27 protein-coding genes and 2 tRNA genes are annotated in these 26194 nt (G+C 61.5%); 11 read left to right on the forward strand and 18 right to left on the reverse strand.

Going from position 1 to position 26194, the window contains the following annotated elements:
• Positions 1-91: 91 nt before the first annotated feature.
• Both ASD03_RS05960 and ASD03_RS05965 read right to left on the reverse strand, forming a co-directional pair.
• Positions 92-178: transfer RNA gene (locus ASD03_RS05960), tRNA-Leu, on the reverse strand.
• A gap of 78 nt (positions 179-256) precedes the next feature.
• Positions 257-1684: a phosphomannomutase gene (locus ASD03_RS05965; RefSeq protein WP_025425516.1), complete on the reverse strand. Its 1428-nt coding sequence runs from the start codon at positions 1682-1684 to the stop codon at positions 257-259.
• Positions 1685-1902: 218 nt separating this feature from the next.
• Between ASD03_RS05965 and ASD03_RS37140 the strand changes: the two genes are divergently transcribed.
• Positions 1903-2361 carry a BA14K family protein gene (locus ASD03_RS37140; RefSeq protein ID WP_063997059.1) on the forward strand — a complete coding sequence of 153 codons (459 nt, stop codon included), beginning with the start codon at positions 1903-1905 and terminating at the stop codon, positions 2359-2361.
• A gap of 136 nt (positions 2362-2497) precedes the next feature.
• On the forward strand, positions 2498-3271 hold the full coding sequence (locus ASD03_RS05975; protein WP_025425514.1) for a hypothetical protein: 774 nt from the start codon (positions 2498-2500) through the stop codon (positions 3269-3271).
• On the opposite strand, the gene ASD03_RS05980 is transcribed toward ASD03_RS05975, so the two are convergent.
• Positions 3272-3604, reverse strand: coding sequence for a DUF6665 family protein (locus ASD03_RS05980; protein ID WP_025425513.1), 333 nt, complete (start codon positions 3602-3604; stop codon positions 3272-3274).
• 508 nt (positions 3605-4112) lie between these two features.
• Here ASD03_RS05980 and ASD03_RS05985 point away from each other — a divergent pair.
• Entirely contained in the window at positions 4113-5744 is a 1632-nt protein-coding gene (locus ASD03_RS05985) for a hypothetical protein (RefSeq protein ID WP_025425512.1), read from the forward strand.
• A gap of 253 nt (positions 5745-5997) precedes the next feature.
• On the opposite strand, the gene rpsA is transcribed toward ASD03_RS05985, so the two are convergent.
• The 5 genes from rpsA to aroA form a co-directional block, all read right to left on the reverse strand.
• Complete coding sequence (rpsA, locus tag ASD03_RS05990) at positions 5998-7704, reverse strand: 30S ribosomal protein S1 (protein WP_025425511.1); 1707 nt, start codon at positions 7702-7704, stop codon at positions 5998-6000.
• A 167-nt stretch (positions 7705-7871) separates the two neighbouring features.
• Positions 7872-8507, reverse strand: coding sequence for a (d)CMP kinase (gene cmk, locus ASD03_RS05995; RefSeq protein WP_025425510.1), 636 nt, complete (start codon positions 8505-8507; stop codon positions 7872-7874).
• A gap of 77 nt (positions 8508-8584) precedes the next feature.
• Positions 8585-9538 carry a hypothetical protein gene (locus ASD03_RS06000; RefSeq protein WP_057212534.1) on the reverse strand — a complete coding sequence of 318 codons (954 nt, stop codon included), beginning with the start codon at positions 9536-9538 and terminating at the stop codon, positions 8585-8587.
• 113 nt (positions 9539-9651) lie between these two features.
• Positions 9652-10236 carry a hypothetical protein gene (locus ASD03_RS06005; RefSeq protein ID WP_025425508.1) on the reverse strand — a complete coding sequence of 195 codons (585 nt, stop codon included), beginning with the start codon at positions 10234-10236 and terminating at the stop codon, positions 9652-9654.
• An 81-nt stretch (positions 10237-10317) separates the two neighbouring features.
• Entirely contained in the window at positions 10318-11661 is a 1344-nt protein-coding gene (aroA, locus tag ASD03_RS06010) for a 3-phosphoshikimate 1-carboxyvinyltransferase (protein ID WP_025425507.1), read from the reverse strand.
• A gap of 284 nt (positions 11662-11945) precedes the next feature.
• Here aroA and ASD03_RS06015 point away from each other — a divergent pair, with 284 nt between their 5' ends.
• From ASD03_RS06015 to ASD03_RS06035, 5 genes are all read left to right on the forward strand, one after another.
• A complete protein-coding gene (locus ASD03_RS06015) occupies positions 11946-12335 on the forward strand; it encodes a TIGR02300 family protein (RefSeq protein ID WP_025425506.1) in 390 nt (129 codons plus the stop codon).
• 199 nt (positions 12336-12534) lie between these two features.
• A tRNA-Ala gene (locus ASD03_RS06020) sits at positions 12535-12610 on the forward strand.
• 169 nt (positions 12611-12779) lie between these two features.
• Positions 12780-13955, forward strand: coding sequence for a TMEM43 family protein (locus ASD03_RS06025; RefSeq protein ID WP_057212561.1), 1176 nt, complete (start codon positions 12780-12782; stop codon positions 13953-13955).
• A gap of 184 nt (positions 13956-14139) precedes the next feature.
• Positions 14140-14955 (forward strand): YdcF family protein, encoded by an 816-nt coding sequence (locus ASD03_RS06030; RefSeq protein WP_025425504.1) that lies wholly within the window; start codon positions 14140-14142, stop codon positions 14953-14955.
• A 70-nt stretch (positions 14956-15025) separates the two neighbouring features.
• Positions 15026-15661: a trimeric intracellular cation channel family protein gene (locus ASD03_RS06035; RefSeq protein WP_025425503.1), complete on the forward strand. Its 636-nt coding sequence runs from the start codon at positions 15026-15028 to the stop codon at positions 15659-15661.
• Positions 15662-15671: 10 nt separating this feature from the next.
• Here the strand turns inward: ASD03_RS06035 and irrA are convergent, their stop codons facing one another.
• Positions 15672-16097 carry an iron response transcriptional regulator IrrA gene (gene irrA, locus ASD03_RS06040; RefSeq protein ID WP_025425502.1) on the reverse strand — a complete coding sequence of 142 codons (426 nt, stop codon included), beginning with the start codon at positions 16095-16097 and terminating at the stop codon, positions 15672-15674.
• Between the two features lie 321 nt (positions 16098-16418).
• Here irrA and fabA point away from each other — a divergent pair, with 321 nt between their 5' ends.
• From fabA to fabI, 3 genes are read left to right on the forward strand one after another with little or no spacing between them, the layout of a single operon-like run.
• Positions 16419-16934, forward strand: coding sequence for a 3-hydroxyacyl-[acyl-carrier-protein] dehydratase FabA (gene fabA / locus ASD03_RS06045; RefSeq protein WP_025425501.1), 516 nt, complete (start codon positions 16419-16421; stop codon positions 16932-16934).
• Positions 16935-16980: 46 nt separating this feature from the next.
• Positions 16981-18204: a beta-ketoacyl-ACP synthase I gene (gene fabB / locus ASD03_RS06050; RefSeq protein WP_025425500.1), complete on the forward strand. Its 1224-nt coding sequence runs from the start codon at positions 16981-16983 to the stop codon at positions 18202-18204.
• A gap of 4 nt (positions 18205-18208) precedes the next feature.
• Positions 18209-19015 carry an enoyl-ACP reductase FabI gene (gene fabI / locus ASD03_RS06055; protein ID WP_025425499.1) on the forward strand — a complete coding sequence of 269 codons (807 nt, stop codon included), beginning with the start codon at positions 18209-18211 and terminating at the stop codon, positions 19013-19015.
• Between the two features lie 112 nt (positions 19016-19127).
• On the opposite strand, the gene ASD03_RS06060 is transcribed toward fabI, so the two are convergent.
• From ASD03_RS06060 to ASD03_RS41065, 9 genes are all read right to left on the reverse strand, one after another.
• Positions 19128-19910: a hypothetical protein gene (locus ASD03_RS06060; protein ID WP_128090450.1), complete on the reverse strand. Its 783-nt coding sequence runs from the start codon at positions 19908-19910 to the stop codon at positions 19128-19130.
• A gap of 27 nt (positions 19911-19937) precedes the next feature.
• The gene (locus ASD03_RS06065) at positions 19938-20852 is read right to left on the reverse strand and encodes a hypothetical protein (protein ID WP_051509143.1); all 915 of its coding nucleotides are present in this window, start codon (positions 20850-20852) and stop codon (positions 19938-19940) included.
• Positions 20853-20999: 147 nt separating this feature from the next.
• Positions 21000-21299: a hypothetical protein gene (locus ASD03_RS06070; RefSeq protein WP_025425498.1), complete on the reverse strand. Its 300-nt coding sequence runs from the start codon at positions 21297-21299 to the stop codon at positions 21000-21002.
• A gap of 12 nt (positions 21300-21311) precedes the next feature.
• Positions 21312-21533: a hypothetical protein gene (locus tag ASD03_RS06075; RefSeq protein ID WP_038575800.1), complete on the reverse strand. Its 222-nt coding sequence runs from the start codon at positions 21531-21533 to the stop codon at positions 21312-21314.
• 165 nt (positions 21534-21698) lie between these two features.
• Positions 21699-22715 (reverse strand): class I SAM-dependent methyltransferase, encoded by a 1017-nt coding sequence (locus ASD03_RS06080; protein WP_025425496.1) that lies wholly within the window; start codon positions 22713-22715, stop codon positions 21699-21701.
• 83 nt (positions 22716-22798) lie between these two features.
• On the reverse strand, positions 22799-24940 hold the full coding sequence (pnp, locus tag ASD03_RS06085; protein ID WP_025425495.1) for a polyribonucleotide nucleotidyltransferase: 2142 nt from the start codon (positions 24938-24940) through the stop codon (positions 22799-22801).
• A gap of 358 nt (positions 24941-25298) precedes the next feature.
• Positions 25299-25568, reverse strand: a complete 270-nt coding sequence (gene rpsO / locus ASD03_RS06090; protein WP_025425494.1) for a 30S ribosomal protein S15 — start codon at positions 25566-25568, stop codon at positions 25299-25301.
• Between the two features lie 170 nt (positions 25569-25738).
• Positions 25739-25990 carry an SH3 domain-containing protein gene (locus ASD03_RS06095; RefSeq protein ID WP_025425493.1) on the reverse strand — a complete coding sequence of 84 codons (252 nt, stop codon included), beginning with the start codon at positions 25988-25990 and terminating at the stop codon, positions 25739-25741.
• Between the two features lie 65 nt (positions 25991-26055).
• On the reverse strand, positions 26056-26184 hold the full coding sequence (locus ASD03_RS41065) for a hypothetical protein (RefSeq protein WP_255569776.1): 129 nt from the start codon (positions 26182-26184) through the stop codon (positions 26056-26058).
• Between the last annotated feature and the right edge of the window lie 10 nt (positions 26185-26194).

Genomic DNA, 26194 nt, shown 5'->3' on the forward strand with positions numbered 1-26194 from the left:
GGTCGCTCGCCGTTCAGGCCAAAAGCCAGAAACGAAAAAACCCCGGCAAGCCGGGGTTTTTCGAACCAAAACAAATGTTTGGCTAAAGGAATGGTGCCCAGAAGAGGACTCGAACCTCCACACCCTTTCGAGTACCAGCACCTGAAGCTGGCGCGTCTACCAATTCCGCCATCTGGGCGACGGACCGGCATGTAAAAGGCCCGAGCCGAAGTGTCAACAGGCATTTTGAAGTTTTCGTGTCAGAACACGAAAAAGGTCAGTTTGACGTCACTTTTGCCCAGGATCGAATTGTGGAAAGTCCTTGAGCTAGCAGCGATTCCGCCTCTGCTGTCGTCTCGGCCTCGACATAGCAGCGCATTTCCGGTGCGTTGCCGGACGGGCGGAAATGAATCGTTCGACCATCGGCAAGGGTAACGCGCAGACCATCGATGTCGCTGACGGCAGCCGGACGGCCAATGGCGGCAAGGAAGCCGCCGAGGTTCTCCGCCCCACCGCGCAGAAACGCCATCAGCCGGCTGCTGGTTTCGACCGGGAAGTGTTCGAGGCGGTCGCTAAGCGCGACCGGAAGACGATAGGACGCGGCCAGCGCCGAGAGGGTCATCCGGGCTTCGGCGGCGCGCCCAAGCACGGCGAGGATCGGCAGGAAGCTGTCACGGGTGGGCAAAGCCTTGAGAACACCATTGCCGACGGAGAAGTCGCTCGCGGTCAACGTGCCGCCATTGGCCTCGAAGCCGGCCACCTTCGTGCCGCCTTCCGCAACTGCCTGCGCCATTCCGGCGATGACATAGGGCGAACCGACCCGGGTGCGGATGACCGACAGACCTTCGGCTCGTTCGAGACCCGAATTGGAGGTGACCGGCGTCACGGCGATCTGGGCACCGAGGAACTCGCAGGCGACGAGGCCCAACAGGTCGCCACGAAGCGGCGCGCCCTTTTCATCGGCAACCAGCGGCCGGTCACCGTCGCCATCGGCCGAGACGATCGCATCCAGGCGATGTTCAGGCGCCCAGGCGGTAAGCTTGGCGAGCGTTTTAGGCGAAACCGCCTCGGTATCGACAGGCACGAAGTCCTCGGATCGGCCGAGAGCGACCGTCTCGGCGCCGAGATGCGTCAGCAACTCGACGAGCAGATCGCGGGCTACCGTGCTGTGCTGATAGACGCCGATGCGCAAGCCGCCAAGCGAACCGGGTGGCAACAGGTCCCTGTTGCGCTGGAGGAACAGATCTGCGGCCGACGCCGCATGGTCTTCACCGGAGCCGGCCGAAGGCACGGCCTCGCCGGCAATGGCGTCGGCAATGGAACTGATCGCCAGTTCGTCGTTCTTGTCGATCTCACCGTCGGGCCGGTAGAATTTGATGCCGTTGCGATCAGCGGGAATATGCGAGCCGGTGATCATCAGGCCCGCAGCTTTGTGGACGAGGCCATAAAGCGCCAGTGCCGGGGTCGGAACAGTGCCGCAATCGAACACGCGAAAGCCTTCGCTCTTCAGCGCATCGGCGCAAACCCCCGCAATTTCAGGACTGGAATCGCGAAAGTCGCGAGCGATCAGGATCGGATCCCCGGCCTTCGCCTGCTCGGAGGCGATCAGGTGCCGCGCGAAGGCCTTCGCATAGCGTGCAGACGGCTCGCCTTTCAGCTCCTCGGACAGGCCGCGCAGACCGCTGGTACCGAACTTCAATTGCATCTTATACTCCGTGAATGCCAACGAACGGCAATAGGCAAGAATAACAGTGACATGGCAAACGCGCCGGTGCATTCTATACCGAACGGCAGACGGCGTGGAAATCCGGCCATCGGCCGAACGGATCCGCACCATTTCGCCATGAATAAACCAAGAAAAAAACACCTAATGTGAAGCAGGGACACAACCGGAAAGCAACCCTTTCGGAAAGTGAGGAAAGCATGACGGGATTTCGGAATTTCGTTGTCGGTTGCGCCTTAGCCGCCGCCTCCCTGATGACCTCGGTCGGGCCTGCCCTGGCCATGCCGCTGTCAGGCCACGACGTTCAAATCAGGGCGCAAGGCGATGTCCAAAAGGCCCAATATTACCCGTACAGGCGATACGGAGGCGTTATGTATCCCAACGGCTGGCGTGGCGGATGGGGCGGTGGCTGGGGCGGCCCGTATTATGGTGGCTCGGGCTTCAGCCTCTATTTCGGACCGGGCTATGGAGGCTACTACAACGATTATCCCCGCCGCTACTACCGCGAGCGCTACTACTACCGCGACAACTATGTTCGCGGCGGCACCAACGCGCATGTGAGCTGGTGCCTTTCGCGCTACCGCTCCTACAATCCGGCAACCAACCGGTTCCTCACCTATCAGGGTGTCTATCGCGCCTGCTACTCGCCCTATCGATAGGTCACGCCCAAGCGGCGCAGCGCCGGCGTTGCGCCGCTTTACCAACTCCAATTTCTTGGAAAGGCTGGTTAAGCAGCAATTAACCTCGCCATCATACCGTTTCATCACGCTCGCAACTCTTTGCCGGAATGAAATGATGCTGCTCCCGACCCAGCAATCCAACGCCACCGCGACGACCAACCTGGTCGGCTCGATCCTGAAGGATATCGAGAAGCGCCAGGCGGAAGAGGACGAAAAGGCGAAAGGCACCAAGGACGACAAGATCCTGAAGGCCCAGGTGAAGTCGGACGACGCCCAGAAGGCAGCCAATACCAAGATCAACGATCATTTCTTCAATCAGGCAGGAAACGATGCCAATAACAACCGGATGGTGCTCATCCGGGAAGTCGGCGAGTTCTTCGACCTGAAGCGAGAGGATTTCAAATCCGATTTCGCCTTTGGCAGCGCACTGTCAAAGATCGTCGAGGACCTGCCACCGGCAACCGTTCGTGACATCGAAAAGAAGCTGGGGCTGACGGATATCGATGTCTCGCTGAACGAACTGATCGAGGCGATCAAGGACCCCGAGGGCAGCCGGGGCAAGAAGCTGGACGAGGCTCTCGACAGCAAGGGGTCTGCGAACACCGGCCAAAGCAACGGCGCTACGAAGGCGATACAGCGTCTTGCAGATGCTGCAGAGGCGAAGTCGCTGGACGAACTGCAACTGGACAGCCTGACTGGTGACCTGACTCGCGTCACCGACACCGAGACACTCGCCGAGCAGCAGAAAGAGTTACAAGCGCTTCAGGCCAAGGACAATCTGGAAGACGTGCAAGACGCGCGCGAGGCCGAAGCCGAGCGCCCGCTGCCGGTTCGGATCGACGAGATCGGTCGCTACAGCCTCGCCAGCCAGACGTTTATCGCCGCCTGATCATTTCCGACGGACGATACCCAGCCGGGCCATGACCTGGTTGGGTATGCCATAGCGCCGGATAGCGTCGCGGCTATCGCGCAGGCCGCAGATCTCGCGCTGGATAAAAAACGCCCAGACCGCGTCAGCCGCATCGTCGAGCAACCGCTCGCGCAGCTCCGGCGTCGTTTCATTCCGCTCGAGCGCCTGCAATGCCGCGATCGCCTTTTCGACCTTGAGGCCATGCCGCCCGAGCGCGTCGGCACGCTCCGAAAGCAATTCGTATTCGAGAGCGCTGAGGGCACCCGCAGCCGAATAGGAGGGGTTCAGGGATCTTGGAGGGCGAACGGTCATCCGAAACTCCATGGCTCCAACACGGATAGCGCCACGCGTTGACTACAGCGCCGCGCGTCTTATTGGACGCGCAAAGGTCGCTGTAGCACTTTGAATTGCTGCATGTTTTTATCCTTAAATCGAATAGGATTTAAGGAAACATGCAGTAACACGCGCAACTGCGGTTGCAGCGTGCATCTTGCCGCCGGATCGGTCGCGATGCAAAGGGTTCGTGCGGCAACGGGTCTTTGCGCGCCCAGGCGACAAGGCACTGCGACCTCCGTCGCACCCCATCGCATGGTTAAGATTTCATAAACCTGTCTCGAAGCATCATGCCGATTCCCGTATCCGCACCTTAGCTGCGGCAGGTCTGGCCGGTTGGCCGAGACGCGCATGAGGCGCCAGCCCGAACCGAAGTGACAACCTGCCCGACGGACGGTCGAGGTGATCCGTGGAACGGCGTGAAATGCGGATGCCGGCTGTCAACGGCCGCGCGCCAACGCGAGGGTCAAGCGAGAGGGAGACCAGAATGCTGACATCCATTCTCACGGTCAAAACCGCGACCGGACTTGCCGAGGAGGCAAGCGCTCGGCCCCAACAACCGGCAGCGCCTCTTACTGCCGCCCAGCGCGGCGAAGCGATCCAGAAGGTCCTCGACGCGCTGACCCGGCATCTCGCAGGCCGCGAGATCCTATCCAAGGACGCGCTTGTGCGGCTGATGGAGGACCTTGCCCGCATCCTGAAATTCCCGCCGCTGCCACAGGAAGGCGGGCGCGACTTCGTGCGACGGCTCGTCACCTTTCTTGAATCGATGCCGATGCCGGAACGCCTGGCGCTTGAGCGGCAACTGGGCGGTCGCAGCCTGGCGCTACGGGTCGGTATCCTTGCAGACCTGCCGGCCATCCGAAATGGTGCGGCGCCACCCTCCATGGGCGCCGCATTGCCCGGCCTCAGCAACCCATCCCTGCAGCCAGCCATCCCGCTGCATCTGGCCGCCGCCAGCGCACCGGCTGCAAGCGAGGTCGCCATGCTGCAGACCGCGCTGAAAAAAACTTTTGGCGTCGGCAGCGAGAGTGACACGTCGAGTCTCGCATCGGAGGAGATGGACGCGACACCACCTGCTGAAGACGCAGCAACGGTTCGGCCTCAGACTTCGCCAGAGCGGGGAGAACCGAGAGCGATGCCCGGCAGGCTGCCTTCGCTTGATGGCCCCGAGATCGAAGCCCTGGCCGCCATCATCAATGGCGACACCGACCCCGAACTCGTCGATCCGGAGGTTGTTACCGGCAAGGCAGCGGTCGATGATGAGGAAAATGCGTCGCCGCACCCTGCCGCCGCGGCTGACGATACCGATTTGCCCGCAAAGGCCAAGGAAGCAGAGCTGCGCAACGGCACCGCCCGGACGGATGCGGGCACCGAGGCTGGCCACACCGACGAAGGCGAGGAGCCAGACGGCACCTATGGCCCGCTGCGCGACGGCGAGGATCAGCTGCAGAACGACAGGGCAACGACGCGCGGCAACGAGAGCCGTACGGACCGCGCGCTTTCGGACGCGCTGAAGACGATCGTGCGCGATACGCTCGGCCTGCCGGGAGAACCTGCAGGCGCCGACCGACCCGAAGGGATCGCACCCGAACTCGAAAGCGCCGAAGCCGACGCAGCAGCGAGCCATACAGAGACGGATGGCACGGAGCCGGGCCGCGCAAACCCGCTCCGCCCCCGCGATACGGCTGCAGGCGCTGAGCTTGCCGCCCTGAGCGTTGCGGAAGACCAGACGGAGCCACCAGGCCCGGCGGGCGCCACCGCCGTCCAGCGCGCCCAGAGGCCGACGGACGACCCGGCGATGCAACAGGCGATCGCACGGTTGATCGAAAACGGGCTGCCGCGCGAAGCGATACCCTTTGCTATGATCCCCTATCCGATCGCAGTTGAGGACGTGAAGAGCGAGGCGGAAAAGAGCGAGCGCGACGAGGGCAGAGGCGAAGGCGGCGAAGAGCCGAACGGCGACCACGAAGCGGCGCAGGGCGACGGCGGAGCCGCACGGGACGAAGCCACGCAAGATGAGCAGCAGACCGAAGGCGGCAGGGGTGAAACGGGCGGCGAATGGAACGCCGAGCCCGATGTCTACGAACTCTATCGCAAGCTCGGCGGTCTTGGCTGACCCTCCGGACTGATCGCCGAAAGCATGTCGCGCAAAAGTGTGCAGTTGGTCCTGCGAGAACGACGTGCGCAAATCAAGAGCTGAAAGTGCCGCAAGCGAATCCTAGAGATCGCGATACGCGTTAGATCGGGTCGACTTCAGAAGAGCGATCCAGAAAACCAAGGACACTGCAGCCGAACGAAACGCTCACAAGCAAAAAGCCCGCGGAGATCGCTCTCCGCGGGCCTTTTTCATTTCAGGCGTCAGCGAACGATTACTCGTTGGTCTGGCGGTTCTTCAGAGCGGCGCCGAGAATGTCGCCAAGCGAAGCGCCCGAGTCGGACGAACCGAACTGAGCAACGGCTTCCTTCTCTTCCGCGATTTCCAGAGCCTTGATCGACAGCTGGATCTTGCGGTCCTTCTTGGAGAAGTTGGTGACGCGTGCGTCGACAACCTGGCCAACCGAGAAACGCTCCGGACGCTGTTCGTCACGGTCACGCGACAGATCGGCGCGGCGGATGAACGCAGTGATGTCCTCGTGGTTGACGAGCTTCACTTCGATACCACCGTCGTTGACGGCGATGATCTCGGCCGAAACAACAGCGTTCTTGCGCAGTTCGCCCGAAGCAGCGGCGTCGCCAACTGCATCCTTGCCGAGCTGCTTGATACCGAGCGAGATGCGCTCCTTGTCGACGTCGACGTCGAGAACAACGGCGCGAACGACGTCGCCCTTGTTGAACTCTTCGATGACCTGCTCGCCCGGACGGTTCCAGTCGAGGTCGGAAAGGTGCACCATGCCGTCAACGTCGCCGTCGAGGCCGATGAACAGGCCGAATTCGGTCTTGTTCTTGACTTCGCCTTCAACTTCGGTGCCAGCCGGATGGCTATGCGCGAATGCCTGCCACGGGTTCTCGAGCGTCTGCTTGAGGCCGAGCGAGATACGACGCTTGGTCGGATCGACTTCGAGAACGACAACGTCGACTTCCTGGCTCGTGGACAGGATCTTGCCGGGGTGTACGTTCTTCTTGGTCCAGGACATTTCGGAGATGTGGATCAGGCCTTCGATGCCCGGCTCCAGCTCGACGAACGCACCGTAGTCGGTGATGTTCGTGACGGTACCCGAGATCTTCTTGCCAACCGGATACTTCGCACCGATGCCATCCCACGGATCCGACTCGAGCTGTTTCATGCCGAGCGAGATGCGGTGGGTTTCCTGGTTGATACGGATGATCTGAACCTTGACCTGCTGGCCGATGTTCAGGATCTCCGACGGATGGTTCACGCGGCGCCATGCCATGTCGGTGACATGGAGCAGACCGTCGATGCCGCCGAGGTCGACGAACGCACCGTAATCGGTGATGTTCTTGACGACGCCTTCGACAACCTGGCCTTCTTCAAGGTTCTGAACGATTTCAGAACGCTGTTCAGCACGGGATTCTTCCAGAACGGTACGACGCGAAACGACGATGTTGCCGCGACGCTTGTCCATCTTGAGGATTTCGAAGGGCTGCGGGTTGTGCATCAGCGGGGTCACGTCGCGGATCGGACGGATGTCGACCTGCGAACGCGGCAGGAAGGCGACGGCGCCGTCGAGATCGACGGTGAAGCCACCCTTGACCTGGTTGAAGATGATGCCTTCGACGCGTTCGCCGGCTTCGAACTTCACTTCCAGGCGCATCCAGCTTTCTTCGCGGCGAGCCTTTTCGCGCGAGAGAACAGCTTCGCCAAGCGCGTTTTCGATGCGCTCAACGTAGACTTCGACTTCGTCGCCGACCTTGAGCGAGCCGTCCTTGGCCTTCGCGCCGAATTCCTTCAGAGCGATGCGGCCTTCGACCTTCAGACCGACGTCGACAACGGCGACGTCCTTTTCGATGGCCGTGACGATGCCCTTGGCAACATAGCCTTCGGCAAGATCGGTCTTCGCGAAGGATTCTTCGAGAAGCGCTGCGAAATCATCACGGGTTGGGTTGGTAGCAGACATGGAATCTCCTGATGCATCTCTAAATGAGAGACGCACATGCGCCGGGGGTTGGTGTTGAACAGGCCTGAACCCAGTCCGCCCCATCAAAGGGACAATCCGGCGCGTGGACGGAATTTCAGGCTTATGCAAGAAGAGCGATCCTGACAGTGTCGCGAAAAGGCTCTTCTTCAGATCTTCTTGATCAGGGCCGCATCGATCAAAGACTTCGCGGACTGAAACGCCGCCTCTATACTCATTTCAGACGTATCAAGCAAGTGCGCGTCGTCGGCGGGGCGCAAAGGACTGTCGGCCCGACCCATATCGCGCTCGTCGCGCTTCTTCACATCGTCGAAGATCGCCGCGTAATCGGCGGCGGCGCCGTTGCCGACGATCTCGTCATAGCGGCGTTTCGCGCGCACTTCCGGCGATGCGGTGACATAGAGCTTCACCGCCGCATCCGGGCAGACGACGGTGCCGATATCGCGACCGTCGAGCACGGTGCCCGGCTCTTTCCTCGAAAACGCCCTCTGCGCCTCGACCAGCGCGCGACGCACGGCCGGCATGACGGCAATCTTCGACGCCGCCTCGCCGATCGCGTGTGCCGACAGCACAGAGCGATCGAGGCCTGCCAGTTCGACATTCAGCGCCATGCGTTCGGCCACCGCCTCATCGTCGAGCGGCAGGCCGGCATCAAGCAGCGCCTTCGCCGTGGCGCGGTAGGTCAACCCGGTATCGAGGTGGTGAAAGCCGTACTCTTCGGCGATCTGGCGCGAGAGCGTGCCCTTGCCTGCCGCTGCGGGTCCGTCGATGGCGATGATGATCATAGGTGGTCCTGCAATCGATGTTGTTGCTGGCCTTTAGATCAAATTCGCAGGCGAATCCATGCTCATCCGATGCTCCGTCACCCTTTGCCGGCAGACCTCGCGCGCATGACGATCGCAGATACATTCACCATGGCCAGCAACAGGCTACCGACAAAAGCCAGCGAAGGCAGAACCGGGCCTACCGGAAACGACTTTCCCTTATCCCAATAGACCCTAACGCCGCCAAAGAGGTCAGACAAGGTTTGCACGCTTGGGAAAAGCCCGAACACGGCAACCAAAAGCCAGAACAAGAGCATACCCCTTGAACCCCGAACCAGTTTCATTCTGATCAGGCGCGCAAAATCGAGTAACTTCAGCGGTGGATTCAATCCCGATACAACAGGTGCGAGCGGCGCGCGATCCAGCATGCGTTGCCGCGTTCGGCGTATCCTTGCAATGAAAAGCACATTGAACGAAATCAGGGCAACGGCAATGACGCTTGCGGCGCCATTGTTTAGTCCGCCGGCCCAACGGTAGCCATCCGCCAACACGGCAATAATGACGCTAACAAACAGCGCACAAAAGCCATACCCGTTGTCGACTCCAATCGACGCAAACTGTTTCGCGGTCAGCATTACCGGGTTCGGCCAGTTCCGCGGCCAATAGAAAACCGAGCCGTCATCCAGCGTCTTCCAGTTCCGGGCATTGCGCTGCGGTTTGAACGGCTCGGGCGCCTGGGATGATCGTCTGGCTCCCGCAAGCATCCATTCGATCCGACGCTCTGTGCGGCGGAAATAGAGGTAGAAGGCCGCCACCCCAAAAAGAAGCGCGGCGACAGGTATCGCAAGCGAGACCTCTCCATGGCCCGCGAAAACGCCGAGCACAACCGTTGGAATCAAGGTCAGGAACGACACAAGCGGGATCATGAACCTAAACCGCACGATGCGGCCGAGTGTCTGCTCATCGATGATAAACGTCGGCCCGGAAGGCGACCGGCGATAGAGGATCGTTCCGTCCTCTCGTTTCTCCCAATTCAAGCCGCGGTCAAACATGAAATCTTCTCCTCAAACGGCGCATAGGCCGGTGCCACGCCTCGACACACGTCAGAAGGCCATTCGGCCGCACGTCCAGGCTGCAATCACCATTCAATGCACCTAGAGGATTACTAATTTCTTTCCTTTTTTCCGCGGCGCCACGCCTTGAGATGGACGCGCAGCACGTATCCCGAGACGATGGCCAGTGCGGCGGCTTTTATCGAGCTGCCACCTTTATCGACGAAGTCCGGATGGCCGACGATCTTGGCGATGACAACAGTAGCGTAGGTGAAAAAAACCATTCCGGACAAAACGATGCCGCATAGCATCGTCATTTTGTCGTCGAACCAAAGTTCCCGAACGTACTCGAGGGTCGATGGCTGCACCGATAGTGGACCACTCTCAATATGGCGCGGCGCATTCGCCAAAATTTCTCGTAACCGCTGTCGGGCAGTGACAATAACCCCTGCGCTCACCACGACAGCAAACACAACGAAAACGACGGGTATTGCAGGTTGCTTCGCCCAAAGGCCAAAGAGAGGCGCCGCGAAAAGGAAGAAAGCAATGGGCACCACCCAGCACTTCCCAGTCAACCGGCTCAGCTCATCGAGCTCGTCTTCCGTAACGACAACCGCGGGCGCTCGCAAATTTTGCCGATAGCTTATCCTGCCGTCATCATGGCGGCGTACCAGTTTGAATCGATCGTCCACCGACATAGGCATATCCTCAACCAGTCAAACCATAGCCGATGGTCGTTACCGACGGGTCGCGCCGGCCTTTAGGATTTTACCGATGCATCATTCGATCGCAGCGCCCAGCCCGGCCATTAGCTCCAGAAACCCGGGAAAGCTGGTGGCGATCATCGTCGCGTCGTCGACGGTGACGGGGTGCTCCGAGGCAAGGCCCATGACGAGGAAGCTCATGGCGATGCGGTGGTCGAGATGGGTGGCGACGGCGGCGGCGGCATTGCCGAGACCCTTGCCGCCGGGGCGACCGTGCACGACGAGGGCGGCAGGTGCCTCCTCGCAATCGACGCCGGTGAGCTTGAGCCCGGCAGCAACGGCGGAAAGCCGATCGGATTCCTTGACGCGCAGCTCCTCAAGACCGCTCATGATAGTGCGGCCCTCGGCGAAAGCCGCCGCAACGGCCAGCACCGGGTATTCGTCGATCATCGAGGGAGCGCGATCTTCCGGCACCGTGATGCCCTTCAACTCCGAGTAACGGACGCGCAGGTCCGCCACGTCCTCGCCGCCCGCAGTCCTCGCGTTCAGGACATCTATCTGAGCGCCCATTTCCAGCAGCGTCACGATCAGTCCGGTGCGGATGGGGTTCATCAGCACGTTGAGAATGGTGATGTCGGAACCCGGCACGAGAAGCGCTGCCACCAGTGGAAAGGCCGCCGAGGACGGATCGCCGGGAACATCGATGTCCTGGCCGGTCAGTCTGCCCTGCCCTTCGAGCCGAATGATGCGTTCGCCCTCATTGCCAGTCTCAACCGCCAAGTTCGCGCCGAAGGCCTGCAGCATTCTCTCGGTATGATCGCGGGTGATCACCGGCTCGATCACCGTGGTGATGCCGGGTGCGTTCAGACCCGCGAGCAGCACGGCGGATTTCACCTGGGCCGAGGCCATCGGCACGCGATAGTTCACCGGGTTCGCCGTCTTCGGTCCGCGCAACGTCACCGGCAGGCGGCCGCCTTCGGCCGACGCCACCTGAACGCCCATCTGGCGCAGCGGATCGAGTACGCGGCCCATCGGACGTTTGGAAAGCGAGGCATCGCCGACGAAGGTTGTGGTGAAATCATAAGCGCCGACGAGCCCCATGGTCAGGCGGCAGCCGGTACCGGCATTGCCGAAATCGAGCGGGGCTTCGGGCTCAAGCAGCGCACCGTTGCCGAGACCGTCGACGATCCAGGTGCCGCCTTCCTCGCGCACCGTAGCGCCAAGCGCCCGCATCGCTCGTGCGGTGTTGATGACATCCTCGCCTTCGAGCAGGCCTGCAATGCGCGTCCGGCCGGCCGCAAGCCCGCCGAGCATCAGGGCGCGATGGGAAATCGACTTGTCGCCGCGGATACGCACCGTGCCGCCGAGTGCCTTGGATCTGCGCGCAATGGCAGGCTTTGCGATCAAGCCAGCGGACATATGAACCTTCCTCAAACCTGCGGCCGGAACCATCCATCGCCACAGGCGAAACGGCTACGGAGGCGCGACCACCTTCCGTTGCGTTGCCTAACACAATGCGATTGCGCGATCATCCTCCCGGGCGCAAGAAAAAGCAGGCGGCGCAGGGCTTTCGAGTTTTATCTTTGACAGATGCGGCCAAGATGATTATGGGGACCGGCTAATCATCATAGGCTTGATATCCTTTCCACCCGCCGGCTTTCCGGCAAGCGCCGGTTCGGCCGGCCATTCAAGAGGCTTTGACTGTGGCAAAAGCGGAACTCGGAACAAAGCGCATTGACCCGGAAACGGGGCGCAAATTCTACGATCTGAACCGTGATCCGATCGTTTCCCCCTACAGCGGCAAGTCCTACCCGCTGTCCTTCTTCGAAGAAACCTCGGTTGCCAAGGTGCTCGAGAAGGAAGAGGAAGAGGACGTCGCTGAAGTCGACACCGAGAACACGGAAGTCGAACTCGTATCGCTCGAGGAAGCTGACGACGAAGCAGCCGGCGGCGACGAGATTCCGGATCTGGGCGACGACGAGGTAGAGATCGACGGCGACGACGACGATACCTTCCTGCAGACCGACGACGAAGACGACGACGACGACATGAGCGACCTCATCGGCGTGTCCGACGACGACGACGACGTCTAAGCGCTTAAAATATTACGCGAATGCCTCCCGTCCCCTGCCAAATGGCGTGGACGGGAGCAAATCGGGCCGGAGCCAAATTATTTCCACCGGCCTGACATTTTCGGCTTGCTATCCGCGAAGAGCAGAAGTAATAAGCCGCCACTCGCCGGGCACAACAGCCCGACAAGTTTCCCGGAACCGGCCTTGCCGGACCCGATATGGGGCTATAGCTCAGCTGGGAGAGCGCTTGCATGGCATGCAAGAGGTCAGCGGTTCGATCCCGCTTAGCTCCACCAAATTTCTCCTGAAATACAAACCTTTGAACTGACCGCCTTTCACCATGTTTGGGCCAAACGTCTGCGCATGTCGGCCGGTATATTCCTTTCCGCTTTTTTTCTGGTACCAACGGGAAAATCGAACGGTTCGCTTGCGCAACCGGGTCGAATGCAAGTGCCGGGGGATCAGATGAGTTTTACCGAAACGACCAGAACGTCGTGGTTCGCGCGCCTCAAGAACGGTGTCATCGGCATCTTCATCGGTCTGCTGCTGGTCTTCGGCATGATCTGGCTGCTTACCTGGAACGAGGGCCGTTCGGTCAAGACCTATCGGGCACTCGTCGAGGGCGCCGGCGCTGTGGTCGACATCGACAGCGGCGCTGTCGAGGCTGGCAACGAGGGCAAGCTGGTTCACATCGCCAGCCGGGTCGAGCCCGTCGGCACGCCGGCCGACAGCCAACTCGGGATCTCCGCGAAGGGGGCTGCGGGCCTGCGCCGCTCGGTCGAGATGTACCAATGGGTCGAGGAAAAGAAGAGCGAGACGCGCAAGACGCTCGGCGGCGGCGAGGAAACGGTCACCACCTATTCCTACACCAAGGAGTGGCGCAGCGACCGCGCCGATTCAGCCGACTTCCGCGACGGCAACGGGCATCAGAACCCGGAAATGCCGATCTCAAGCGAGCGGTTCACCGTCGACCGCGCGATGCTCGGTGCGTTTTCCGTCAACGGCAGGGCCGTTGCCGATCTCGGCCGCGACAGCCCCGTGCAAATGGCGGACACTGACCTGCAGCACCTCGCCGACGCGCTCGACACCAATCGCCCCGTCAAGACCGACGGCCAGACGATCTTCGTCTCCGCCGATCGCCAGAACCCGGCCGTCGGCGATCTGCGCATCGGCTTTACCCGCGAAGACACGGAGACCGCGAGCTTCGTCGCCGCACAGAAAGGTGGCAGCCTTGCCCCCTACCGCACCACGAACGGTCGCGACCTGTTCCTGAGCTCAGCCGGCATCACCAGCGCCGCCGAAATGTTTGACGCCGCCCAGAGCGAGAACACGCTGATTTCCTGGCTGGTTCGGGTGGGCGGACTGATCGGCCTGTTCATCGGCTTCACGCTGATGCTGTCCCTTATCTCCATCATTGCCGACGTCATTCCGGTGCTCGGTTCTGTGGTCGCTTTCGGTACCGGCATCATCGCCGCGATCCTAACGTTGCTCCTCGGCCCTGTCGTCATCGCCGTCGCCTGGTTTGCCTATCGCCCGCTGTTGTCGCTGGCGATCGTCGCAGTCGGCGCGCTCATTGCTTTTGGCATCGGCTATCTGCGTGCCGGCAAGGCAAAGCCGATGTCCGGCGGCGTGCCGGCCTGATGAGCGGCGCAGGGTGTTGATTGGAGCAATTCCAGCAAAAATGCGGAGCGGTTTTGCGTCCGGATTTGCGTAAGAATAACGGGATCGAGCGGCTCCACGATTGCCTGGGTACGGGAGCGCTTTAGCCGGCCGGCCGATCGGCTTTGCGAAATATTAAGGGATCGTAGCGAAGAACACGGGCCTGATGTTTCTGCTTTCCAAGATATTCTGGCTCGTCGCGCAGCCCCTTTCCCTGGCGTTCTTCGCCGTCCTTGCCGGACTGCTGATGACGGCGGCCGGCCTCAGGCGCAGCGGCGTCGCCTTCGGCCTGCTCGGTGCGCTGGTGCTCTTCGTCAGCCTGTTCACGACCTCAGGATCCTATTTCCTGCAGATGCTCGAGGACCACTTCCCGCGGCCGACGGTACCGCCAGCAACCCTCTCCTGCGTCATCGTGCTCGGCGGCGCCTTCGAGAACGAGGTGATGGCGAGCCGTGGCGGCATCGAGTTCAACCAGGCGGCTGACCGCTTCATCGAGACGGCCATGCTGGCGAAGCGCTACCCACAAGCGCGCATCCTGATTTCCGGCGGCGACGGTTCGTTCAGCGGCGCCTATGACGGCGACGCCAAGGCATCGGAAGCCTTCTTTGCCACCTTCGGCATCGGCCCTGAACGGCTGATCCGCGAGGAGCAATCGAGAACGACATTCGAGAATGCCCGCAACACTGAGGCGTTGCTGACGGCAAACAGCCTTGCCAACTGCGCCCTGGTCACGTCGGCCTTCCATATGCCGCGTTCGGTCGGGCTTTTCCGCAAGCTCGGGCTGGAGGTCACTCCCTGGCCGACGGACTACCGCACCAGCGGCACGGTCACGCCCGGCTTCGATTTCACCCAACCCTCGCTCAATGCCCAATTGGCGACGACGGCGGTGCGCGAATGGATCGGGCTGGCGGCCTATTATTTCGGCGGCCGGACGGACAGCCTGCTTCCCGGCGTTTCACCCCCCAACGCTTCACCCCGTTGACGCGGCGGGCCTGGATGCTCCAGCTTGCGATGCGACCGATAACAGCGATGCGCCTATCAACGGAGCGGCCATGACGATCCTGGAAATCCTCGACTATGCGGGTGTTGCCGTCTTTGCCGCAACAGGAGCGCTCTCAGCTTCGCGCAAGCAGCTCGATATCATCGGCTATCTGTTCCTTGCCTCGGTCACCGGTATCGGCGGTGGAACGATGCGCGACGTCATCCTTGGCGCAACGCCGGTGTTCTGGGTGCTCAACCCGACCTACCTTCTGGTTTGCGTCTCGGTGAGCGTCATCCTGTTCTTCACCGCCCACCTGTTCGGCTCGCGTTACCGGGTGCTGGTCTGGCTCGATGCGATCGGCATGTCGGCCTATTGCGTCATGGGTGCTGCCAAGGGGCTGGCGGCAACAGGCTCGCCCGGGGTCGCGCTTGTCACCGGCATGTTGACGGCGACCTTCGGCGGCATATTGCGCGACCTCCTGGCGGGAGAGCCGTCAGTGCTGCTGCGTCCGGAAGTCTATGTGACGGCAGCTCTGGTCGGCTCCGCCGTGTTCGTCGTCGCGACGATGATCGGACTGCCGCTGGCCGCAACATCGGCGCTCGGCGTGGTCTCGGCCTTCACCGTGCGCGCCGGCGCACTCAAATACGGCTGGACGCTGCCCATCGGCAAAGCAAGCCCCGGCCGCGACCCCAACGATGTGATGTAGGAAAAGGTCGCTACGACCGTTCGCGCTTGCGGCGGAGACGAATGACCACGTCAACATGGGCAATTTCCATGCCTTCAGGCGGTTCCGGCAGATTGCCGATCTCGATATTGCTGACGGGAATATCGAGGACTTCGTTCTGGCCCTCGATGAAGAAGTGGTGATGGTCGGAGACGTTGGTGTCGAAGTAGGTCTTGGCGCTTTCCACCGCGAGCACGCGGATCATGCCGGCCTCGGTGAACTGATGCAGCGTGTTGTAGACGGTTGCCAGCGAAACCGGCACGCCGGCGACAACAGCCTCTTCATGTAGTTCTTCAACGGTCAGGTGACGGTCGCCCTTGGCGAAGATCAGATCGGCAAGCGCGACACGCTGACGCGTCGGGCGCAGACCCGAGCTGCGCAATCTCTCTTCCGAACTCACTTCGGTTGCTTTCGTCATCAAGGAGCGTTCCATGGATCCCGTAAAATTTACAATACTTCCGCTGCGATATAACTTTTGCACGCTGCTCTTTCAATAGATTCTAAGGTGCAGAACGGCTGGAATGCCTGAAAAACCGGCCTATTTCAAGGAAGGCTGGTATTTAACTCTGGTCGGACCCACATTGATCCTGTAAGCGACGGCGGAACGATATCGCAATCGAAATGGGCGACGCCGACGTCGGAAACATCGAAAACGGCCATCGGTGCGCTTCATTTCACAGCGAACTTGCTCTAAAGCAGGTCTGACAACACTTTATGTTACTCGGGGAAACAACCATTGATGACGACCAGGCAATCCAGCTTCAGCTATGAGGAAATCCTGACCTGCGGCCGAGGTGAACTGTTTGGCCCCGGCAACGCGCAGCTGCCGCTGCCGCCCATGCTCATGGTCCATCGCATCACGGAAATCTCCGAGACGGGCGGCGCCTTCGACAAGGGCTTCATTCGCGCCGAGTATGACGTGAGCCCTGATGACTGGTACTTCCCCTGCCATTTCCAGGGCAACCCGATCATGCCCGGCTGCCTCGGTCTCGACGGCATGTGGCAATTGACCGGGTTCTTCCTGGGCTGGCTCGGCGAACCGGGGCGCGGCATGGCGCTGTCAACCGGCGAAGTGAAGTTCAAGGGCATGGTTCGCCCCCATACCAAGCTGCTCGAGTACGGAATCGATTTCAAGCGGGTCATGCGCGGTCGCCTCGTGCTCGGCACTGCCGATGGCTGGCTGAAGGCCGACGGCGAAACCATCTACCAGGCAACCGACCTGCGTGTCGGTCTGTCGAAGGAAAAGACCGACTAAGCCGCGGGTTCTCCGCACCGAATGAGATAAAGAAAAGGTCATTACCATGAGACGGGTTGTTGTCACGGGCCTCGGGATCGTTTCCTCGATCGGGAATGATGCCGACGAAGTCACGGCATCGCTGCGCGACGCCAAATCGGGCATCACGTTTTCTTCCGATTTCGCCGAAAACGGCTTCAAGTGCCAGGTCTGGGGCGCACCGACGCTCGATCCGAGCGATCTCGTCGACCGGCGCGCCATGCGCTTCCTGTCGCAGGGCGGCGCGTGGAACCACGTGGCCATGAAGCAGGCGATCGCCGACTCCGGCCTCGAGGAAGCGGTCATTTCCCGCAACGAGCGCACCGGCATCATCATGGGCTCGGGTGGTCCGTCCACCCGCACGATCGTCGAGGCGGCGGACACGACCCGCAAGAACGTGAGCCCCAAGCGCATCGGCCCGTTTGCCGTGCCGAAGGCGATGTCGTCGACGGCTTCGGCCACGCTTGCGACCTGGTTCCAGATCCACGGCGTCAACTACTCGATCTCGTCGGCCTGCTCGACGTCTGCCCATTGCATCGGCAATGCCGCGGAGATGATCCAGTGGGGCAAGCAGGACGTGATGTTCGCCGGCGGCCACGAGGACCTGGACTGGACGATGTCCAACCTGTTCGATGCCATGGGCGCGATGTCCTCCAAGTACAACGACACGCCGTCGACCGCATCGCGCGCCTATGACGTCAGCCGTGACGGTTTCGTCATTGCCGGCGGTGCCGGCGTGCTGGTGCTCGAAGAGCTGGAACATGCCAAGGCGCGCGGCGCCAAGATCTACGCCGAAATCGTCGGCTACGGCGCGACTTCTGACGGCTACGACATGGTCGCCCCATCAGGCGAAGGCGCGATGCGCTGCATGCGCCAGGCGCTGTCGACCGTGAAGGGCGACGTCGACTACATCAACACGCACGGCACGTCGACCCCGGTCGGCGACAGCAAGGAAATCGGCGCCATCCGCGAAGTGTTCGGCGCGAAGATCCCGCACATCCAGTCGACGAAGTCGCTCACCGGCCACTCGCTCGGCGCTGCCGGCGTCCAGGAATCGATCTACGGTCTCCTGATGATGCAGGGTGGCTTCATCGGCGAGAGCGCCCATATCAGCGAACTCGACCCGGAATTCGATGGTGTGCCGATCGTGCGCAAGCGCATCGACAACGCCAAGATCGATACGGTTCTTTCCAATTCGTTCGGCTTCGGCGGAACCAACGCAACGCTCGTCTTCCAGCGCTACAACGGATAACACCATGACGGGACTGATGAATGGAAAGCGTGGCCTCATCATGGGTGTGGCCAACAACCACTCTATTGCCTGGGGCATCTCGAAGGCGCTGGCAGCGCAGGGCGCGGAACTGGCCTTCACCTACCAGGGTGAAGCGCTTGGCAAGCGCGTGAAGCCGCTGGCGGCCGAGGTCGGCTCCGACTTTCTGCTGCCTTGCGACGTCGAGGACATCGCTTCCGTCGATACGGTCATCTCGGCCATCAAGGAACGCTGGGGCAAGCTCGACTTCATCGTCCACGCCATCGGCTTTTCCGACAAGAACGAGCTGAAGGGCCTCTACGCCGACACGACGCGCGACAACTTCAGCCGCACCATGGTGATCTCGTGCTTCTCCTTCACGGAGATCGCCAAGCGCGCCGCCGAACTGATGAACGACGGCGGCTCGATGCTGACCCTGACCTATGGCGGCTCGGTGCGGGTGATGCCGAACTACAACGTCATGGGCGTTGCCAAGGCGGCTCTCGAAGCCTCCGTGCGCTATCTTGCGGCCGACTACGGCGTGCGCGGCATCCGCGTCAACGCGATTTCTGCCGGCCCGATCCGCACGCTTGCAGGCGCCGGCATTTCCGATGCGCGGGCCATGCTCTCCTGGCAGCAGAAGAATTCGCCGCTTCGCCGCACCGTCACCATCGACGATGTCGGCAGTTCGGCGCTCTACCTGCTTTCCGATTTGTCGCGTGGCGTCACCGGCGAAATCCACTACGTGGATTCGGGCTACAACATCACCTCGATGCCGGCGCTCGACGCGCTCAGGACCGCCGACGCCGAGTAAAGCTGATGGGTGGGCACAGCCCAGAGATGACGAGCCCCGGTGCGGTTATCGCCGGGGCTTTTTTGTTGGCGTGTTTTCCAGTTTGGTTGGCTCCCGCGCCCGGCGCCTGCCGCTATTCCAGATCCATCGTGGTGAAGACCCGGCAATTGTCGGGCGCAGGCGTGCCACGGCAAATATCCGCATCGACCAGTTGGCCGACGGGCAGCTCGCTCGTCAACAGCAGCACCGTGGACAATTGATAGCGGCCGAGATTGCCGTCCGCGCTGCGCAGGCGTTCGACCAGGGACTGGTATCGCACGCCCATTTCACCGTAGTAAGCCACGAGTTTCCGGGTGTCGGCCTCGTTTCCGGCTAGCGTCGGAATGTCTTCGACGATCGCCCCCTCTCCCGCGAGTCGTCGATTGCCGGATGCAAGGACAAGCGTACATGCCTGTGAGCAGGCTCCAAGCGAAACTGCCTTGCCGATATACTCGGCCGCCTTGCGGTCGTTTGCGGTACAGTTCTTCTGATCTCGCTGACATCCAACGAAAATGGTCGTGCCCACCGCCACGCTCAGCTTGCTCTTGCGGATGAGGCGGCCGAGTGCCATCGCAGCCGCCATATCGCCACCGGGCGATCGCAGGACCAATGGTAGCTTGCGGCCTGCGAGCGTTTTCAAGGTTGCCTTCAGCAGTGCCGGCGTCTTCGGACCGATGGTGCCTGCGGCGGAAATCCATTCCGGACATGTCGGCTCGCAACCGACCTCGTTCGAGCGCACGACGACAAACCGCATCTGCTGCTCAGCCGCCATTGCCGGCCGCTCCATCAACAGGCTTGCGGCCAGCAGACAGATCAGCAGCACTACTCGTCGCAGGCGGGGCGTGGCGCAGCCGACGGGAGAACTCCATATGCGCATTCCGGTCTCCAACCCAGATCCCCTCGTCTAACGCTTCAGGTCCGACATAACGAAAACCCGGCAATTGGCGGAGGCGGGCACCGTCTTGCAGACCCCGGCCGCGGTCAGCAGCTCGACCCCGCCCAGTTGCGTGATCAACTTCATCTCCATCATCGCCACAGGTTCGATCTTGCGCATGTCGGCAGCGGGCGTGATCTTCATCTGATCGATGACCGCACGCCCGACGCCCATTTCCGCTAGGTATGCGGCCAGTTCGCGCTCCATCGCCTTGCTCATCTCGTAGGTCTTGCGGTTGCCAACATTCTTTTGGCTGACGACTTTCTTGCTGATTATCTTCTTCCTGCCGTTCACTATCCGATATTTCTCCTGGTACCGTGTCTGGACCTGAGCGTAGACAGCGGTGATCTGGTGAACGCCCAGATATGCCCACTGGCCGACCACACGCCGGGCACCGCCGGCAAGCATCAGCGGGCAGGCGGAGTTGCAATAGGCTCCGCCCGAATAGGCAGTCCCGATGAGGCGGGCACCCTTGCCGTCATTGTCGCGGCAATCCTTCTGCTGCGGCTGACAACCGACGAAGCGCGTCTTGCCGACCGCCACTTCGAGCTTTCGCGCCCGGATGATCCGTCCGAGCACCATGGCGGCATCGACGTCGCCGCCGAGCGACGTCACGACGATCGGCAGGCGGCGGTCGCCGATCGCCTTGAGCAGCTTCTTGAGATGCGTCGGACTTTCGCGAACGATCGTCCCCTCGGCCGATATCCACTCCGGGCATGTCGGCTCGCACCCCGGCTGATTGCTGCGAACCACCAAGAACTGCATGTCAGCGCCGCCGGCCGGCGATGCCAGAACTGTCGAGGCTGAGGCCAGGAGCCCGGCCAACAGACAGAGAATGGCCACGGAATGCAGGAAGACGTCGCGTAGAAGTGTCGTGCCGAGCAAAGAAGTCCCTCATCCCGACTGTTTGAGCGTCGATCAGAACGGAGCGCTTTCGCTGGATTCCAGTCTCGCAGCCCCGCCCGGCGCCGAGCTGAAGAAAATGTCTAGTCCGCAAAATCCATGCGGCAAATGTGACTGTCGAAACAAATGTCAGGCGACAATTCTGGTTGCGTTGTCATGGAATAACACCAACGATAGCACGACACGAAAACGGAGGGCAACAGCACTCACATCGTGGATCGCTGGGCCATTCCGGACGACGGGGCTGTCTCGATAGCCGACGTTTGCGACGCCACAGCCGCTCCAGGGGGCGTAACCGGCAATGCCGTTCAAAAGCGCCGCTGGGGCGCCTTGTATCGACGCCCCTTCCGAGACAAGCGTGAGAAAAGAGAGGTTTTTTCCGCTGGCGATCGCGTCAACGCCGACGTCACTGGCTGCGGGCGTCGTCATGGACCGAAAGGTTCAAGGCCAGAGAAACAGGACAAGCAGGACGACGATGATCGCCAGCACGACCAGGCCGGTATGCGTGCGCCGCGCCGGATCCAGCGGCAGACGGTAGAGGCTCTTCAGGAACGACAGGGGCACTTCCGAGGTGGCTCCGTGCCCCTCGGCGTGCTTTATATCCTTGGCGATGGCTTCGGCCGCATCCTCGGTCAAAGGCGGCCTGTTCACTCCCCACGTCATGGCACCCATCCTTCGACGAGACACATCGGCAGCGAGCATGGTGAGCCCGATCAAGGATGATGGCAACAGGCAATCTTTTGCCTTCACGCCGACGGATGAGGCGCACACCCAAAAACGAAAGAGCCGGGCGACGAACCCGGCTCCTTGCTTGACTTCGATTGCGGCTCAGCGCTTGCCCCAGAGAACCTTGAAGCGTGCGTTGCGGCAGGTCTCGCCATATTCCTTGAAGGTCTCGGCGAGCACCTGCTCATACTGCAGGCCGCGATTGGCGACCAGCATGACCTTGCCGCCCTGCTTCAGCGCCTTGTGCGCCGCCTTGATGATCGCCACGCCCAGCGCCGGTTCGGCGGCATGGCCTTCGTGGAACGGCGGGTTCATGACGATGAGATCGTATTTGTCGCGCGGCTCTTCGCTCGTCAGGTCGAACCAGTAGAAGCGCGCCGGCATGCGCGGAGCGTTTGCCGGCATGTTGACGCGGGCCGCCTCCAGCGCATCGTGGTCGGCCTCGAAGAGGTCGATGCCCTTCGTGCCGGGCGACGCTTCGGCGAGCTTGACCGCGAGATAGCCCCAGCCGGCGCCGAAATCGGCGGCATGGCCGTTGAAGTCGCGCGGCAGGCGCGAGGCCAGCAGTTCGGAGCCGGCATCGATGCGATCGTGCGAGAACATGCCCGGAGAAGCTGCGAACAGGCCGTCGACCCGGACCGGCACCTTGGCAAGTTTCTGAACAGCGTCGGTGACGTCTTCCGGTCGGGTGAACCAGAAGGCGACGCCGTGATATTTCGGCAGGTGATCGCCATCCCATTCGAACTTGGCGATGCGCTTCTTCAGCGACTGGATGCCATCTTCCTTGCCGCCGGCAACGACGATGAGCGCGCCGTCGCGCGTGCGCTTCAGCGCCTCGGCGATGCGGTCCTCGTTTTCACCCTTGTGCTTGCCGCACAGGATCAGCGCGACGTCGTAGTCCTCACCGGTGACCACAGGCGCCACGTCGGCGCGCTCGGCCTCAAGGGCGCGATACAGCGGCCTTAGCGGCTGGACGGAAGCGATCGACGCCCCGAAGCCCTCGGGCAGCCTGTAGCCCGCCTCAGCACCGAGGAAGAGCACACGCTCGCCCTCGCCCGGCGGGTCGATAACCCCGGTTTCGAACGGGTGGAACAGGGTCTTCAATGCGTCTCGGCTCATCGGTTTCTTCCGTCGATATCAGTACAAGAAAAGGGCGCGGAGCGATCCGCTCCGCGCCCCGAATGCGTTCGGGTAGAGACCGCTTATTCAGCGGCTTCGCCGTCACCCTTCTTTTCTGCAGCAACTTCCTTGCCGGTCGCCTGGTCGACGACCTTCATGGAAAGGCGAACCTTGCCGCGCTCGTCGAAGCCCATCAACTTGACCCAGACCTTGTCGCCTTCCTTGACGACGTCGGTGGTCTTGGCAACGCGCTCCGAGGCAAGCTGCGAGATATGGACGAGGCCGTCACGGGCGCCGAAGAAGTTGACGAAGGCGCCGAAGTCGGCGGTCTTGACAACGGTGCCTTCGTAGACCTGGCCGACTTCCGGCTCGGCAACGATCGAGTGGATCCACTTGCGGGCCGCTTCGATTTCCTTGCCCGAAGAAGAAGCGATCTTCACGGTGCCGTCGTCTTCGATGTTGATCTTGGCGCCGGTCTTTTCGACGATTTCGCGGATGACCTTGCCGCCGGAGCCGATGACTTCACGGATCTTGTCGACCGGGATGTTCATCACTTCGATGCGCGGTGCGAATTCGCCGAGCTGGCCGCGGCTTTCGGAGATGGCCTTGGCCATTTCGCCGAGGATGTGGAGACGGCCGCCCTTGGCCTGGTTGAGCGCAATGCCCATGATCTCTTCGGTGATGCCCTCGATCTTGATGTCCATCTGGAGCGAGGTAATGCCGGCGTCGGTGCCTGCAACCTTGAAGTCCATGTCGCCGAGGTGATCTTCGTCGCCGAGGATGTCGGAGAGAACGGCGAAGCGCTCATCTTCCTTGATCAGGCCCATGGCGATACCGGCAACCGGCTTTGCCAGAGGAACGCCTGCATCCATGAGAGCGAGCGAGGTGCCGCAGACCGTCGCCATCGACGACGAGCCATTGGATTCGGTGATCTCGGAAACGACGCGCAGCGTGTAGGGGAACTGCTCGGCTTCCGGCAGCATCGGGCGGATAGCGCGCCAGGCAAGCTTGCCGTGACCGATTTCGCGGCGGCCCGGGGAGCCCATGCGACCGGTTTCACCGACCGAGAAGGGCGGGAAGTTGTAGTGCAGCATGAAGCGTTCTTTGTACATGCCGGTCAGGCTGTCAACGTACTGTTCGTCTTCGCCGGTGCCGAGCGTGGCAACGACGATCGCTTGGGTTTCACCGCGGGTGAAGAGCGCCGAACCGTGGGTACGCGGCAGAAGACCGACTTCCGAGACGATCGGACGTACGGTTTCGAGATCGCGGCCGTCGATGCGGCTCTTGGTGTCGAGGATGTTCCAACGAACGATCTTGGCCTGCAGGTGCTTGAAGACAGCGCCGATAACCTCAGGCGTATGCGCCGGCTCGATGCCTTCCGGCAGGAAGTGCGCCTTTACCTTCGCCTTGACAGCGTCGACGGCAACGTAGCGAGCAACCTTCTCGGTGATCTTGTAGGCATTGCGCAGTTCGTCTTCGGCAAGCGAAAGCATGGCGTTTTCGAGAGCGGAATGATCTTCCGGTTCGAATTCGCGCGGCTCCTTGGCGGCAACTTCAGCGAGCTTGATGATGGCGTCGATGACCGGCTGGAAACCCTTCTGGCCGAATACGACGGCGCCGAGCATGATGTCTTCGGCCAGTTCCTTGGCTTCCGACTCGACCATCAGCACGGCTTCCTGCGTGCCGGCGACGACGAGGTCGAGGGTCGACTCGTCCATCTCATCGAGATGCGGGTTAAGAACGTACTGGCCGTTGATGTAGCCGACGCGCGCGCCGCCGATCGGGCCCATGAACGGGATGCCGGACAGCGTCAGCGCAGCGGAAGCTGCAACCATCGACAGGATGTCGGGATTGTTTTCGAGGTCATGCTGCATGACCGTGACGATGACCTGGGTGTCGTTCTTGTAGCCATCGGGGAAAAGCGGGCGGATCGGGCGGTCGATCAGACGCGAAACCAGCGTTTCGTTCTCGCTCGGACGACCTTCGCGCTTGAAGTAGCCGCCCGGGATTTTGCCGGCGGCGTAGGTCTTTTCCTGGTAGTTGACGGTCAGCGGGAAGAAGTCCTGGCCCGGCTTCGGCGACTTGGCCGAAACGACGGTGGCGAGAACGACGGTTTCGCCGTAGGTGGCGAGAACGGCGCCGTCAGCCTGACGGGCGACCTTGCCGGTTTCGAGCTTGAGCGGACGCCCAGCCCATTCGATTTCAACCTTATGGGTATCGAACATGTTCTGTCCTTCGTGTGCGGCAGACCTTTCCGCGGCTGTTGCAGCGCGGGTGGTCGAAAAACCGCCTGGTATGGCGCATCACGGGCAAGACAACGGGAGGCTTCAAAAGAGACCGGCCGCTTTCCGCTTTGCAAGACCTGGCTGCTCTGCAGCGGGTTCTGCAAGCAGGCGCCGAAGCATCCTGCAATCCTGCCCCATGACGGGCCATCGGTTGATCCGCGGATCCGGCCCATCCGGCCCGCTGGATACCTCTCCTTGTGTGCGCCTAGTGCGCTTGCGGAGAGTTCATTTCCTGAGCGCTCTGCGCTCCATAATAAAAAAGGCCGGCGGACCGCATGCGATCCGCCGGGCAAGTCGCTTAGCGACGGATGCCGAGGGCACCAATCAGCTTGGTGTAGCGCGCTTCGTCTTTCTTTTTCAGATAGTCGAGGAGCGAACGACGGCTGGAAACCATCGCGAGAAGACCACGGCGGGAATGGTTATCCTTCTTGTGGCCCTTGAAGTGTTCGGTCAGGTTGTTGATCCGTTCCGTCAGGATAGCTACCTGGACTTCCGGAGAACCGGTGTCGCCTTCAACGGTTGCATATTCCTTGATGAGCTGAGCCTTACGCTCTGCAGCAATCGACATCGGATGATCCTTTCGATTTCGAGGATTTAGGGACGCCTTCAGCCGGGATGTCGTCCAGCTGCGGCCGTGAATGCAACGGGCATGCGCCTTTTGCTGGCGTGCCTATAACCGAATTGGATGAAAAAGGAAAGGGTCATGAAAATGGCTCTTCAGCGATGGCCGGCCGCCTCTCAATTGCCTGACGGTCGCGGGCGCATCGGCGCCGACTTCAGCTGGTCGCCATCAACCGGGACACAGTCGAGATAGGCGGCAAACACCCATCCGAGTTCGCCGGCAACGCTCGAAACCAGCGCCCAGCCCCTGCCGGCATGCCGGCGTTCGCCGACCCGGCGAACCTTGCTGCCATTGGCCAATGTCATGACGATCCGGCCGTTCGGTTCCGTGCGGACATTACGGCGCCGCGCGTCAAATATGACGCGCAAAGGACGCTGTAACGCTTTAGACCTGCTGCATAATTTTATCCTTAAATCGGATCCGATTTAAGGAATTATGCAGTAAGCGGCGTGCCGGTCGGGTCTGAGACGACACAGGCCACATCCTGGCCGGCGGCGGGTGCCGCAGCCATCAGGCTCAACACGACTGAGAGAATGCCGATGCGACCTGTCCAGCCCCGCATTCCTGCCCCT

Origin of the sequence: Ensifer sp. Root127 (assembly GCF_001425225.1) — a bacterium.
Lineage (GTDB): Bacteria > Pseudomonadota > Alphaproteobacteria > Rhizobiales > Rhizobiaceae > Ensifer > Ensifer canadensis.